This is a genomic window from Seohaeicola saemankumensis (assembly GCF_021021435.1).
Taxonomy (GTDB): domain Bacteria; phylum Pseudomonadota; class Alphaproteobacteria; order Rhodobacterales; family Rhodobacteraceae; genus Seohaeicola.
The window spans coordinates 168,271-182,581 of sequence record NZ_JAINWI010000005.1 but is presented as its reverse complement, the minus strand read 5'-3'; the positions used below and the strand labels follow the sequence as shown (position 1 = coordinate 182,581).

The 14,311-nt window shown below is 61.7% G+C and carries 13 protein-coding genes; 8 read left to right on the top strand and 5 right to left on the bottom strand.

Translation table 11 applies throughout. From position 1 onward, the window contains the following. The first annotated feature begins 24 nt into the window (after positions 1-24). Positions 25-990 carry an N-acetyl-D-Glu racemase DgcA gene (gene dgcA / locus K7H22_RS04440; protein ID WP_230799538.1) on the top strand — a complete coding sequence of 322 codons (966 nt, stop codon included), beginning with the start codon at positions 25-27 and terminating at the stop codon, positions 988-990. A gap of 33 nt (positions 991-1,023) precedes the next feature. Then, entirely contained in the window at positions 1,024-1,884 is an 861-nt protein-coding gene (locus tag K7H22_RS04435) for a D-amino-acid transaminase (RefSeq protein ID WP_230799537.1), read from the top strand. A 59-nt stretch (positions 1,885-1,943) separates the two neighbouring features. Here the strand turns inward: K7H22_RS04435 and K7H22_RS04430 are convergent, their stop codons facing one another. Together K7H22_RS04430 and K7H22_RS04425 are read right to left on the bottom strand one after the other, a co-directional pair. Then, positions 1,944-2,261 (bottom strand): DUF1244 domain-containing protein, encoded by a 318-nt coding sequence (locus K7H22_RS04430; protein WP_230799536.1) that lies wholly within the window; start codon positions 2,259-2,261, stop codon positions 1,944-1,946. A gap of 14 nt (positions 2,262-2,275) precedes the next feature. Beyond that, complete coding sequence (locus tag K7H22_RS04425; protein WP_230799535.1) at positions 2,276-3,019, bottom strand: N-formylglutamate amidohydrolase; 744 nt, start codon at positions 3,017-3,019, stop codon at positions 2,276-2,278. Between the two features lie 126 nt (positions 3,020-3,145). On the opposite strand from K7H22_RS04425, the gene pyk reads away from it, so the two are divergent. The 6 genes from pyk to pheT all read left to right on the top strand — a co-directional run bounded on the left by pyk (position 3,146) and on the right by pheT (position 9,318). Next, positions 3,146-4,591, top strand: coding sequence for a pyruvate kinase (gene pyk, locus K7H22_RS04420; protein ID WP_230799534.1), 1,446 nt, complete (start codon positions 3,146-3,148; stop codon positions 4,589-4,591). Positions 4,592-4,635: 44 nt separating this feature from the next. After that, positions 4,636-4,857 carry a hypothetical protein gene (locus K7H22_RS04415; RefSeq protein ID WP_230799533.1) on the top strand — a complete coding sequence of 74 codons (222 nt, stop codon included), beginning with the start codon at positions 4,636-4,638 and terminating at the stop codon, positions 4,855-4,857. A 200-nt stretch (positions 4,858-5,057) separates the two neighbouring features. Next, positions 5,058-5,258: a 50S ribosomal protein L35 gene (gene rpmI / locus K7H22_RS04410; protein ID WP_230799532.1), complete on the top strand. Its 201-nt coding sequence runs from the start codon at positions 5,058-5,060 to the stop codon at positions 5,256-5,258. Positions 5,259-5,270: 12 nt separating this feature from the next. Further along, positions 5,271-5,633, top strand: a complete 363-nt coding sequence (gene rplT / locus K7H22_RS04405; RefSeq protein WP_230799531.1) for a 50S ribosomal protein L20 — start codon at positions 5,271-5,273, stop codon at positions 5,631-5,633. A gap of 125 nt (positions 5,634-5,758) precedes the next feature. Then, a complete protein-coding gene (gene pheS / locus K7H22_RS04400) occupies positions 5,759-6,832 on the top strand; it encodes a phenylalanine--tRNA ligase subunit alpha (protein ID WP_230799530.1) in 1,074 nt (357 codons plus the stop codon). A 74-nt stretch (positions 6,833-6,906) separates the two neighbouring features. Beyond that, entirely contained in the window at positions 6,907-9,318 is a 2,412-nt protein-coding gene (gene pheT, locus K7H22_RS04395; protein WP_230799529.1) for a phenylalanine--tRNA ligase subunit beta, read from the top strand. Positions 9,319-9,390: 72 nt separating this feature from the next. Here pheT and K7H22_RS04390 read toward each other — a convergent pair whose 3' ends face one another. The 3 genes from K7H22_RS04390 to K7H22_RS04380 are packed head-to-tail and all read right to left on the bottom strand — an operon-like array spanning position 9,391 to position 14,311. Next, positions 9,391-10,293, bottom strand: coding sequence for an NAD(P)-dependent oxidoreductase (locus K7H22_RS04390; RefSeq protein WP_230799528.1), 903 nt, complete (start codon positions 10,291-10,293; stop codon positions 9,391-9,393). Continuing rightward, the gene (locus K7H22_RS04385; RefSeq protein WP_230799527.1) at positions 10,290-11,870 is read right to left on the bottom strand and encodes a trimethylamine methyltransferase family protein; all 1,581 of its coding nucleotides are present in this window, start codon (positions 11,868-11,870) and stop codon (positions 10,290-10,292) included. The genes K7H22_RS04390 and K7H22_RS04385 overlap by 4 nt, the downstream gene beginning before the upstream one ends. Beyond that, positions 11,867-14,311, bottom strand: coding sequence for a GcvT family protein (locus tag K7H22_RS04380; RefSeq protein ID WP_230799526.1), 2,445 nt, complete (start codon positions 14,309-14,311; stop codon positions 11,867-11,869). The genes K7H22_RS04385 and K7H22_RS04380 overlap by 4 nt, the downstream gene beginning before the upstream one ends.

The following is a 14,311-nucleotide window of genomic DNA, read 5'->3' as shown; positions in this document are numbered from 1 at the left end:
AGCAAGATGAAACGGGGACGGACCATGCAGATCACAGTTGAGCGGGATGTGTTCAAGCTGGCGCAGGTCTTCACGATCAGCCGCGGATCACGGACCGAGGCGCAGGTTCTGACCGTGCGCATTACCGATGGCGGAGTCATCGGTTGGGGCGAGTGCGTGCCCTATGCGCGCTATGACGAGACATTGGATTCTGTTACGGCGCAGATCGAAGGGCTGAGCGGACAAATCACTCGCGCGGCGCTTTATGATCTGCTGCCCGCAGGGGCCGCGCGTAATGCGGTGGATTGCGCGCTGTGGGATCTTGAAGCCAAACAAAGCGGCAAACGCGTCTGGGAACTGGCGGGGCTGTCCAAGCCCGAGCCGGAGATTACAGCCTATACGCTGTCTTTGGCGGAACCCGCCGAGATGGAGGCGCAAGCCGCCAAACATGCGTTCCGCCCTGTGCTGAAAATCAAGCTCGGCACGCCCGACGACATGCCGCGGCTTGAGGCCGTGCGGCGGGGCGCGCCGAAGTCCATCATTATCGTGGACGCGAACGAGGGCTGGTCGGCGGATGTCTATGCGGATCTGGCCCCGCATCTGGTGCGGTTGGGCGTGGCGCTGGTGGAACAACCCCTGCCCGCCTCGCAGGATGAGGTGTTGATCGGAATGGAGCGTCCGGTGCCTGTTTGCGCCGATGAAAGCTGCCATGACCGGCACAGCCTGCCGCATCTGGTGGGCAAATATGACGTGGTCAACATCAAGCTGGATAAAACTGGTGGTCTGACCGAGGCGCTGGCCCTGCGCGATGCAGCAATTGCACAGGGCTTCAAGGTGATGGTCGGCTGCATGGTCGGCAGCTCGCTGGCTATGGCCCCTGCGACACTGGTGGCACAGGGCGCGATGGTGACAGATCTTGACGGGCCGCTGCTTCTGGCCGAAGACCGCGACACGCCGCTTTTATTCGATGATGCCGGGGTGCACCCGCCTGAACCGGACCTTTGGGGCTGACCCGCGACACCCGCAACACCAGGAGACCAGATCATGCGTACTGTCTATGTGAACGGAGAATACCTTCCCGAGACCGAAGCCAAGGTGTCGATCTTTGATCGCGGCTTTCTGATGGCCGATGGCGTCTATGAGGTGACATCCGTGCTTGGCGGCAAGCTGATCGACTTCGAGGGTCACCGTGTGCGGCTTGAGCGTTCCCTGAACGAGTTGGACATGCAAAAACCCGCTGCATTCGACGACCTTCTGGATATCCACCGCGAGTTGGTGCGCGTGAACGGGATCGAGGATGGCATGATCTATCTCCAGATCACGCGCGGTTCGGCGGGTGATCGCGATTTCGCCTTTCCGGACACCGAAACCACCACGCCAACGCTGGTGCTGTTCACCCAGAACAAGCCGGGGTTGGCAAACAGCCCAGCGGCCAAAGCCGGTATCAAGGTGATCAGCATCGAGGATATCCGCTGGGGACGGCGCGATATCAAGACGGTGCAACTGCTCTATCCGTCGATGGGCAAGATGATGGCCAAGAAAGCCGGATGCGACGATGCGTGGATGGTCGAAGACGGTGCCGTGACCGAGGGCACATCGAACAACGCCTATATCGTCAAGGGCAACCGGATCATCACCCGCCAATTGAGCCATGATATCCTGCACGGAATCACCCGCGCGGCCGTGCTGCGCTTTGCCCGCGAAGCGCAGATGGAGGTCCAGGAACGCCCCTTTACGATTGCAGAGGCGCAGGAAGCAGATGAGGCGTTCATCACCTCTGCATCGGCTTTCGTGATGCCGGTGGTCGAAATCGACGGTGTAAAACTGCGTGACGGCACCCCAGGCCCCGTTGCCGCGCGGCTGCGCGAGATCTATCTGGACGAAAGCATCAAGGCTGCGGTCTAAAAACGGGCGTCTGGGCGTCTGGGCGTCTGAACGAATATTTGATAAAAAAGCGCCGCTGGTTACTTCGGCGCTTTTTTCGTGACGTTCTCGTCAAAAGCCACCTTGAAGGCGGCTTGTTTTTCGGGGCTGGCCTCGGCTTGCTGGGCGCGCCAAGTGTCATAGGGCATACCATAGAAAACCTCGCGTGCCTCTTCCTTGCCCATCTCGATACCGCGCGCATTGGCGGCCTCCTGATACCAGCGGCTCAGGCAGTTGCGGCAGAAGCCTGCCAAATTCATCATGTCGATATTCTGCACATCGGGGCGCTGCACCATCAGGTGGTCGCGCAGGGCGCGGAAGGCTGCGGCCTCAAGTTCAATGCGGGTCTGGACTTGCATCGGTCACTCTCCTTTCATGGCCGGCCGGTATCGGCCAGTGCCTGTTGCAGGATCGGGGCAAGCCGTTCTGCCCAGCGGATCTGCGTATCGGGTGTTGCGATCAGATCGTTGCGGATCTCGATCAGCGCATTCAGACGTTGCCATGCAATGGCGTGACGCGCGATCGCGTCACCGGGCAAATGCCCGCCATAAGGTTCGTTTTCCCCGATACATATATCGGGTTCCGCGTGAAGCCGCGCAAGTAGCGGACGGGCCAGGCGAGTATCGGCAGCATAAAGCACTCCCACATGCCAGGGGCGCGGCGGACGTCCCTGCAATTGCGGGGTGAAGCTGTGCACCGACACGATCACCGTATCCGCGCGCCGCGCCGCAAGTTCCGCGTAGGCCGTGTGATACGGCCGGTAGCAGCGGTTCAACCGCATCTCAAGCTGATCCGCATCGGCATACCGGTTGGCGGGAATGATCGTCCCGTCATAAAGCTTCATCAACAGCGTCGGATCATCCTCGCCCCGGTTGGGATCAATCACGAGGCGTGAGAAGTTTGACAGGATGGCGGGGCATCCCAACGCATCGGCCAAAGCGCGACTGACACCCGCTGCGCCTATATCATAGGCGATGTGGCGCTCCATGTCGCAGGTCGCCAGCCCCAGATCGCCTCCGCCCACAAAGTCAGGCACGGTATTTGCTGCATGATCGCAGGTCACAAGCCAACGTGACGATCTGTCTGCACCGATGATTTCGAATGGGGCGTATGTCATGGGGCTGTCATTTCCTTTGGCGAAGTCCTAGGACAGATAACAAGGGAATGGAATTGCACAGTCGCGGCGATTGGGTGATTGATGGCGATAACATCCGCAAAACAACCCAGATCAGGGGACATAAGTATGAGACGGCACCGTAATGTGAAGATCGTGGCGACACTTGGCCCCTCTTCCAACGACTACGAGATGATCCGTGCGCTGCACGAAGCAGGCGCAGATGTATTCCGCCTGAACATGAGCCACGGCACCCATGAGGATATCCGCGCGCGTCACGCCATCATCCGCCAGATCGAGAAAGATCTGGATAGCCCGATCGCGATTCTGGCCGATCTTCAAGGGCCGAAGCTGCGGGTCGGCAGCTTTGCCAGAGGCGAAGAGGAACTGGTCGAAGGCGCTGCTTTCCAGCTTGATCTTGATCCGGCCGAAGGCGATGCAACCCGCGTCTGCCTGCCACATCCCGAGATTTTTGCCGCACTGGAAAAGGGCGCAAACCTTCTGGTCAATGACGGCAAGATCCGTCTGACCGTGACAAGCTGCGGCCCCGATTTTGCAAATTGCACGGTGACCGTGGGCGGCACTATCTCGAACCGCAAAGGCGTGAACGTGCCGGATGTGGTGCTGCCGCTTGCCGCTTTATCGGACAAGGATCGCAAGGATCTGGAATTTGCCTGCGCTTTGGGTGTCGACTGGCTGGCCCTGTCCTTTGTTCAGCGCCCCGAAGACGTGATCGAGGCCCGCGAACTGGCGGGCGGACGGGCAGCGATCCTGTCGAAGATTGAAAAACCCTCGGCTGTGAAATGCTTTGACGACATTCTGGCGGTCAGTGACGGCATTATGGTCGCGCGCGGCGATCTGGGTGTGGAGTTGCCCGTGCAGAACGTGCCACCGATCCAGAAACGGCTTGTCCGGCGCTGCCGGTCGGTTGCCAAGCCGGTGATCGTTGCGACACAGATGCTGGAATCCATGATCGAAAGTCCGATGCCCACGCGGGCCGAAGTCTCAGACGTGGCCACAGCCATCTATGAAGGCGCAGACGCCATCATGCTCAGCGCGGAATCCGCCGCCGGGCAATATCCGGTTGAGGCTGTCAGCACGATGAACAATGTCGCAATCGAGGTCGAGAGCGATCCGACATACCGCGAGGTGATCGAGGCCAGCCGCAAGGCCAACCGCACCACCGTTGCCGACGGTATCGTCGCCGCCGCGCGCGAGATCGCCGAGACTACGAATATCAGGGCGATCTGCTGCTATACGCAGTCGGGCACCACCGCCTTGCTGACTGCGCGCGAGCGTCCCCGCGTGCCGATTATCGCCATGACAAGCCTGCGCGCCACTGCGCGGCGGCTGGCCCTGACATGGGGTGTCAACTGCGTGATGACCGAGGCGCTTGACCGTTTCAAGATGGCCGTGGTCAATGCCGCGCGCGCGGCACGGGCGCAGGGCTACGCGACCGAGGAAGAGCAGATTCTTGTGATCGCGGGCGTGCCGTTCAACAAAGCTGGCACGACCAATATCCTGCGCGTTGCCCCTTGTGCGGAACGTTTGATTTTCGCCACCGATCCGGAGTAGCCTCGATCATCGCTGGTTTGTGCCATCTTGATGGAGGGTAGCATTTGAATACCGATCTGGCTCTGGTTGTCGGTCTTGTTGTCCTTGTGCTGTCGGCACCCTCGATCGTCAGCGCGGTATCCGAGGGGCGCGCCCCTCGGACAGCGATGATCGCGCTTGTTGTCGGGGGCGGTCTCATACTTTACGCTTTGACGCAAAAACCCAGCGGCTACCGCATCGCGGATATTCCGGAGGTTTTCGTCAAGGTGATCGGCAGCCTTTTCTGATCCGTCAGGACTGGCCGCGCTGGGACCGCAAGGCTGAACCGCAGATTTTGACACGGCAGCCGCCATTGGGTTGTGTTTTCGGGCGGTTTTGTCTTGCCACCCGCAGCGATCCTTCGTATATCGCGCGCTCTTACCTGCGGGACCGGCCAATGTGGCATGCCGAGTCGCGCGTGAACCGACCCAAAGTCAAGGAGACGGAAATGCCCAAGATGAAGACCAAATCGAGCTGCAAAAAGCGGTTCAAAGTGACGGCGACAGGACGTATCCTGACCGGTCAGGCAGGCAAGCGCCACGGCATGATCAAGCGTCACAAGAAGTTCATCCGCAACGCCCGCGGCACCACAGTCATGTCGGCCCCTGATGAGAAAATCATCAAGTCGATGATGCCGTACGCACGTTAAGGAGAATCTGATATGTCACGCGTTAAAAGCGGCGTCGTTACCCACGCCCGTCACAAGAAGATCATCAAAGCCGCAAAAGGCTATTATGGTCGTCGCAAGAATACTTTCCGCGTTGCCGCGCAGGCCGTGGATAAAGCCAACCAGTACGCAACCCGCGACCGGCACAACCGCAAGCGCAATTTCCGCGCTCTGTGGATCCAGCGGATCAACGCCGGTGTGCGCGCATTCGATGAAACCATGACCTATTCGCGTTTCATCAACGGTCTGGCACTGGCCGGGATCGAAGTGGACCGCAAGGTTCTGGCCGATCTGGCCGTGCACGAGCCCGAAGCGTTTGGGGCCATCGTCACACAGGCGAAGGCCGCGCTCGCGTAAGCCACTCCAACCGGAGTTGCAGAATAAGGAAGCCGCGGACCTGTCAGGGTCTTGCGGCTTCTTGCATGAACGGGACCTGCCAATGCCGCGGCAGCTAACGACCAAACAGCAAGGAACGCCATGTGATGGACGATCTGAAACGCAAATATCTGGACCTGATCGCAAATGCCGCGGATGAGGGCAGCATCGAGGAGGTGCGCCTTTCCGCTCTTGGCAAGAAGGGCGAGTTGAGCCTGAAGATGCGCGAGTTGGGCCAGATGAGCCCCGAGGAACGCCAGATCGCAGGCCCCGCGCTGAACGCGCTGAAAGACGAGATCGCCAGCGCACTGGCCGCTAAAAAGGCCGCCTTGGGCGATGCCGCACTTGATGAGCGTCTGCGCGCCGAATGGCTGGATGTAACCTTGCCGGGGCGTGGCCGCCGTGCAGGGACGATCCATCCGATTTCGCAGGTCTCCGAAGAGGTCGCGGCGATTTTCGCCGATATGGGTTTCTCGGTGGCTGAGGGGCCGCGCATCGACACCGACTGGTATAATTTCGATGCGCTGAACATCCCTTCGCACCATCCGGCGCGGGCCGAGATGGACACGTTCTATATGCACCGTGCGGACGGCGACGACCGCCCGCCGCATGTGCTGCGGACCCATACCAGCCCCGTGCAGATCCGCTCGATGGAGGCGCATGGCGCGCCTATCCGTATCATCTGCCCCGGCGGTGTGTATCGCGCGGATTACGACCAGACCCATACGCCGATGTTCCATCAGGTCGAAGGCCTGGCGATTGACCGCGATATTTCCATGGCCAACCTGAAATGGTGCCTTGAGGAATTCGTGAAGGCATTCTTCGAAGTAGATAACGTGGAACTACGCTTCCGCGCCTCGCATTTCCCCTTCACCGAACCCTCGGCCGAGGTCGATATCCGCTGCTCATGGGAAGGCGGCACGCTGAAGGTCGGCGAGGGCGATGACTGGCTGGAAATCCTCGGCTCAGGGATGGTTCACCCCAAGGTGCTGCAAGCGGGCGGGATTGATTCGAACGAATGGCAGGGCTTTGCCTTCGGTATGGGGATCGACCGGATTGCCATGTTGAAATACGGCATCCCCGATCTGCGGGCCTTCTTCGATTCAGACCTGCGCTGGCTGCGGCATTACGGTTTTGCATCTCTGGATGTGCCGACGCTGCATGGCGGCCTTTCGCGATAAATGGCGCGCGGGAAATCCCGCCGCATCAAGGACATGGGTGGATCTAAACCCACCAAACGAGACGGGACAGCATCATGAAATTCACCCTCTCCTGGCTGAAGGAACATCTCGACACTACTGCTTCGGTGGACGAGATCACCTATGCGCTCACCGATCTGGGGCTTGAGGTCGAAGGCATCGAGAACCCTGCCGCGAAGCTTGCCGATTTCACCATCGGCAAGGTGGTCCATGCCGAAAAGCACCCCGACGCCGACAAACTGCGCGTCTGCAAGGTGCTGACCGACGAGGGCGAGACCCAGATCATCTGCGGCGCGCCCAATGCGCGTGAAGGCATTACCGTGGTGATCGCCAAGCCCGGCACCTACGTCCCCGGCATTGACACCACCATCGGCGTGGGCAAGATCCGCGGGGTCGAAAGCTTCGGCATGATGTGTTCCGAGCGCGAGATGGAACTGTCCGAGGAACATGACGGCATCATCGAACTGCCATCGGGCGAGGTGGGCGAGCGGTTCACCGACTGGCTGGCCAAGAACGACCCCGCAAAGGTCGATCCGGTGATCGAGATTGCCATTACCCCGAACCGCCCCGATGCGCTGGGTGTGCGCGGCATTGCCCGCGATCTGGCTGCGCGCGGTCTGGGCACGCTCAAGCCCGCGAAAGAGGCCGAGATCAAGGGCAGCTTCCCCTGCCCGATCAACGTCAGCATCGACGAGGACACGCGCGTGGGCGGCTGCGCGGTTTTCGCGGGCCGTCTGATCCGTGGAGTCAAGAACGGCCCCAGCCCCGACTGGCTGCAAACGCGGCTGCGCGCGATCGGGCTGCGGCCGATCTCGGCTTTGGTGGATATCACCAACTTCTTCACCTTCGATCGTAATCGCCCGCTGCATGTCTTCGACGCGGACAAAGTGCAGGGTGATCTGCGTATTCACCGGACCAAGGGCGGCGAAACGCTGACAGGTCTGGATGACAAGACCTATACATTCGGCGCGGGTCAGGTCGTGATTTCAGATGATACCGGCGTGGAAAGCATTGCGGGCATCATGGGCGGGCTGGCGACAGGCTGCACCCTTGAGACCGTGAATGTGTTTCTTGAGGCCGCAGTCTGGGACACGGTGCAGATCGCGATGACGGGGCGCGCGCTCAAGATCAATTCCGACGCACGGTATCGCAACGAGCGGGGCATTGATCCCGCGTTCAACATGGAAGCGGTTGATCTGGCGACGCAGATGATCCTTGATCTTTGCGGCGGTGAGGCCTCGCATGTCGTGGTCGCGGGTCAGGTGCCGGATGTCAGCCGCGCCTACAAGCTGAACCCCGAGCGTGTGAAGTCGCTGGTCGGCATGGATATCGCCGAAAGCGAACAACGCCAGACCCTGACCAAGCTGGGTTTCCGGCTGGAAGGGAACATGGCGCAGGTGCCAAGCTGGCGCCCTGATGTGCAGGGCGAGGCCGATCTGGTCGAGGAAGTGGCGCGGATCGCCTCATTGACCAAGCTGGTGGGCCGCCCCTTGCCGCGCGCGGATGTGGGTGTGCCCAATCCGATCCTGTCGTTGGGCCAGCGGCGCGAGCAGCTCGCCCGGCGGACGGTGGCGGCGCTTGGGTATAATGAATGCGTCAGCTACAGCTTCATTGATCAGACCTCTGCCACGTTGTTCGGTGGCGGGACGGATGCGACGATGCTGGCCAACCCGATCAGCGCCGATATGTCCCATATGCGCCCCGATCTGCTGGCCGGCCTGCTGCAAGCCGCCGCCCGCAATCAGGCGCGCGGTTTCGCGGATCTGGCGCTGTTCGAGGTGGGTCACGCCTTCACCGGCGGAGAGCCGGGCCAACAGGTGGTGCAGGTGGCAGGCTTGCTGGTGGGCCGCACCGGTCCGCGCGATCCGCATGGCGCATCGCGCGCGGTTGATCTGTTCGACGCCAAGTCCGATGCTGAGGCGGTTCTGGCTGCTCTCGGCGCGCCCGAACGCGTGCAGATCCTGCGAAACGGGGCCGGTTGGTGGCATCCCGGACGGCACGGCGTGATCTGCCTTGGGCCGAAAAAAGCACTGGCTGTCTTCGGCGAGGTACATCCGAAAGTGCTGGCCGCTATGGATGTCAAAGGCCCCGCAGTGGCCTTCACCATCTGGCCTGCCGAGGTGCCCGCACCGCGCAAAAGCAGCGCTACGCGCCCCGCGCTTGTCATGCGCGACCTGCAAGCGGTCGAACGTGACTTCGCCTTTGTCGTCGACAATACGGTCGAGGCGTTGACCATCGTCAACGCCGCCCTTGGTGCCGACAAGTCGCTGATTGATCAGGTGCGCGTCTTTGACGAATTCACCGGCGACAAGGCCGAGGCGCAGATGGGCGCGGGCAAGAAGTCCGTGGCCATCACCGTGCGTTTGCAACCGACGGAAAAGACCCTCAAGGAAGCCGAGATCGAGGCGGTCGGCGCGCGGATCATCGAGAAGGTGACCAAAGCCACCGGCGGCGCGCTGCGCGGCTGACCCAAAGCCAGAAACGAAAACGCCGCCCCCTGATCCGGGGCGGCGTCTTTCGTTTCATTTTGCCCAAAACACTCATTCCAAACGCGCCGGAAAGCCGTCCGCCCGCAGGTCCGTGCCCAGCACATCCTCCAGAAGTTTCACGATCTGCGTCGACTGCGCCAGCCCGCCATAGGCCGCGCGACCCTTGACGAAGGTCTGCTGCACCTGTCCCGCCAATTCCAGCGGCACACCGAATTCCTGACCAAACCCCATGGCAAAGCCCAGGTCCTTCAGGGCCAGATCCATGCTGAAGGCAATGTCATAGCTCCCGTTCAGGATCAGTTGCCCTTCGGTTTCATGCACGAATGACGTGCCCGAGGAGGCCGAGATCGCCTCCCACGCGGTTTTAAGGTCCAGCCCTGCGCGTTTGGCCAGCATCAGGGCCTCACCGTCTGCCACCAGATGGATGAAGGCCAGCATATTGGTAATGACCTTAATCACCGCCGCCGATCCCAAGGGGCCGATGTGGAAGATGCGGTTGCCCATCGCGTCCAGTACCGCGCGATGCGCCTCGAACACCTCCTTGTCGCCGCCCGCCAGAACGGTGATCTCGCCCCGCGCAGCAAGGTGGACGCCGCCCGTGACGGGGCTTTCCAGCATCCGCACGCCGTGATCCGCTGCGATGGCGGCCAGTCGTAGAATATCGTCGCGGCCCAGCGTGGACATTTCGACCCAAGTATTGCCCCGTTGCATTGACGGCAGCATCTGGCGCAGCACCACCTCTGATACTGCGGGCGAGGGCAGGCAAGTCAGCACGGTGTCCGAGGCTGCGGCTACGGCGGCTGGGTTGTCGGCCCATGTCGCCCCCATCGCCAGAAGCCGGTCACCCAGGCTGCTATCGCGGTCATGGACCGTCACAGTAAAGCCTGCGCGCAGCAGGCTGGCTGCTAGATTGCCGCCTAAATTGCCGCAACCGATGAACCCGAGCCGCATCATACGAAACGCCCCTCAAACGCGATCTGGAATTTGGCGCGCACGGCGGCGTCCGTGACGGGGTCAATCTCGGAACCGGATTGCGCGAGGATGCGGTCCATCCTGGCGCGGGCCACGCTCAGAAGGTCAGGCTTGCCCGCCTCGGCCCATTCCTTGGGGCTCATGCGGTTGGCGATTTCGGGATAGATATACTCAGTCTGCATCAGGGCCAACGTTTGCGACGATCCCAGATAATGGCCCGGCCCTTCGAGACAGACCTGCCGCATCGCTTCGATGCTCACACTGTCTTCGGTTATGTCTATGCCGCGTACGCAGCGCATGACTTGGCCCAGCATGTCATCGCCCAGAACCAGCGATTCAAGGCAGAACCCAAGGAGAGAGGCGTGCATCCCCACCGCCTCATAGACCATGTTCAGGCCGGACAAACCGGCAAGGACGTTCGATATTCCCTGCTCCCAGCCTGCCTGCATGTCGGGTAGCTTGCTGTCGGCGATGCCAGCGGCGGCCCCGCCCGGCAAGCGGTAGAACTGGTGCATCTGCGCGCAGCCTGCGGTCAGTAGCGCCTGTTCGGCGCTGCCGCCAGACATGGAGCCTGTGCGAAGGTCAGATACGAAGGGCCAAGTGCCGAAGATCGCGGGATGGCCCGGCGCCATGGCGTTCACATAGACAACGCCCGCCAGACATTCGGCGACCGCCTGCACGATAGCCAACGCGATGGGCGCAGGCGCGGTGGCCCCGGCTTGTCCGGCAGACAGAAGCAGAACGGGCATACCCCCCCGGATGCATGCTTCCATCGTCTGGCAGCTTTCCGTCGCGAATTTCATCGGTGGAACCACAAAGCAGTTGGAGTTGCTGACAAAGGGGCGGGCGCGCCACGCCTCCTCACCGCCCGCGATCATGTGCAGAAGGTCAAAGCACCCATCGACATGCGACGGGTCCGAGAAGGATGTGCCCACATGTTTCGTGGTGCCCGCGCAGCAGGCATAGAGCGTGTTGATATCCATCTGGAAGTTGTCGATCACATCACGGCAGACCATCGCGCGCTGGAAGAAATGCACATTGTCCAGATGATGGGTCAGGCGGGCGGCGTCGAACAGGTCCTGGGCCGTGCTGTCGCGGTAGCTGTTGGTTTCCAGATCGACGATATGGACCGCCGCCCCCGCCGTGCCGAAATGGACCTTACTGCCCGACAGGTGCAGATCGTGGCGCGCATCGCGACCGAACAGAGTGATGTCGCGGGCGGCCAGCGCCAGCATATCCTCGACCAAGGCGCAGGGGAAACGCAGGCGACCGTCAGCGCCAAGGATGGCCCCTGCCCGCGTCATAATCTCGATCCCCGAAGGCGGCGCGTCGGCCAGACCGATAGTTTCCAGAGCGTCGAGGGCGGCTTGGTGAACGCGCTGCATTCCCGCCTCGGTCAGGGGTTTGTATTGCCCGCCGGACATGCCCGCGCGCACAGGCCGGATATTGTCCGCCAAGGGCGCGCCGCGCGCCGCGACTCGGGCGGCCCGTCCGCCGGATCGCAGGGCGGATCGCTTTGCACGCTCGGGGGCGCAACCTTCGACACGCAGCTCAGTCATGTCTTCATCCTTTCGCCCTTGGGGTCATATAGCGGGTCAAGCGAGGCTTTGGCTTTGAACCGCCGCCCCGCCACTTCGATCTCGTAATCCGAAGCAAGCACCTGTTCCGCGCTTTGTCCGGCGCAGGGGACATAGGCCATGCCAACAGCACCGCCGAGCGTGTGGCCGTAATTGGCGGAGGTGACGATCGACACGATCTTGCCGTCGCGTACCAGTGCCTCGTTATGGAACAGCATCGGTTCGGGGTCTTGCAGCAGCAGTTGCACCATCCGTCGGTTCAGCCCCACCTCACGCTTGCGCAGGACGGCATCGCGGCCGATGAAATCGCCCTTGCCCGTGCGGGTGGCAAAGCCAAGGCCCGCTTCCAGCACGTGATCCTCGTCCGTGATGTCATGGCCCCAGTGACGATAGGCTTTCTCGATCCGGCAACTGTCGAGCGTGTGCAGACCGCAAAGGGCAAGATCCATGTCGGTGCCTGCTTCCTCCAGCGCTTCGAACACATGGGCGGCTTGGTCGGTGCTCACGTAGAGCTCCCACCCCAATTCGCCGACGTAAGACACGCGATGCGCGCGGGCGAGGCCCATGCCCACCTCGATCTCGCGGGCAGTGCCGAACGGATGGGCGGTGTTGCCCAAATCATCGGGGCTGACGCGGGCCATCAGGGCACGGGATTGCGGGCCCATCAGGCAGAGCACGGCTTCGGCGGCGGTTACATCGGTGATGACGGCAAAACCGTCGCCCAGATGGCGGCGCAGCCATGCCAGATCGCGTTGCAGCGTCGCCGCTGGCACGACCAGTAGGAAGGCGGTTTCAGACAGCCGCGTGACGGTCAAATCGGATTCGATACCGCCCCGATCGTTGAGCATCTGGGTATAAACGATGCGGCCCTGCTCCACGTCCATCTGGTTGGCACAGAGGCGTTGCAGGAAAGGCAAAGCGGCTGGCCCCTCAACGCGGATCTTGCCGAAGCTGCTCATGTCAAACAAGCCCACGCCGTTGCGGATGGCCATATGTTCGGTGCGCTGGTTGTCGAACCAGTTCTGGCGGTGCCAGTCGTAGCGATATTCCCGCTCCTGCCCCGGCTTGGCGAACCAGTTGGCGCGTTCCCAGCCTGCCACCTCCCCAAAAACAGCGCCACGATCGGCCAGATGTTGATGCAACGGCGAGCGGCGCACCCCGCGGGCAGTTTCCGCTTGGCGGTAGGGGTAGTGATCGGCATAGAGCAGGCCCAGCGTTTCGGTCACGCGTGCATGCAAGTAGCTGCGGTTGCGCTGAAACGGTTGGGCGCGGCGAATGTCTACTTCCCACAGATCGAAGGGCGGCGCGCCTTCCGTGATCCAATGGGCGAGCGCCATGCCAGCCCCTCCTGACGACACGATCCCGATGGAGTTATACCCCGCCGCGATCCAGTAGCCACGCTTCTCAGGGGCCTCGCCCAGATAGTAGCGGTCATCAGGGGTGAAACTTTCGGGACCGTTGAAGAAGGTGTGAATGCCTGCGGTCTGGAACAGGGGCACGCGGTGCATGGCATGTTCGAGGATCGGCTGGAAATGATCGAAATCCTCGGGCAAGCTGTCGAAGCAGAAATCCTCGGATATTCCCTGCATGCCCCAGGGTTTCGCGCGTGGCTCAAACGCACCCAGCATCATCTTGCCGGCGTCTTCCTTGTAATAGGCGCATTCATCGGGGACGCGCAGCACCGGCAGGCGGCCCAGACCGTCGACTGGTTCGGTCAGCAGGTAGAAATGTTCGCAGGCATGCAGCGGCAGGGTCACACCAGATGCCGCCGCCAGATCGCGGCCCCACATGCCGCCGCAGTTGATCACAACGTCGGCGGCGATATGGCCTTTGCCGTCTGCGGTTTCCCAATCCACGCCCGTCACGCGCGGGCCATCATCGGTGACGCGCGTGACTTTGACGCCTTCTACAATGCGTGCGCCGCGCATCCGTGCGCCTTTGGCCAGTGCCATGGCGATATTGGCAGGGTCACATTGGCCATCCAGCGGCAGATGCACGCCGCCCAGCACATCGCCCACTTCAAGATGGGGATACATCGCCTTGATCTCGGCAGGCGAGATTTCTGCCACATCCACGTCGAAAGCGCGCGCAAGTGTAGCTTGGCGGCGCAACTCCTCGAGCCGGTGTTGAGTCAGCGCAACTGAGATTGAACCCGTTTGTTTCATCCCCGTAGCGACGCCGGTTTCCGCCTCAAGCTTGACGTAGAGATCGGCGGAATATTTCGCAAGCCGCGTCATGTTCTGGCTGCCGCGCAACTGGCCGATCAGACCAGCGGCATGCCATGTGGTGCCAGAGGTGAGCTGCTTGCGTTCAAGCAGTATGATGTCGGTCCAGCCAGCGCGTGCCAGATGATAAGCCACCGAGCAGCCCGACACCCCGCCCCCGATAATCACAGCCTGCGCGCGGACGGGAAGATCAACCAT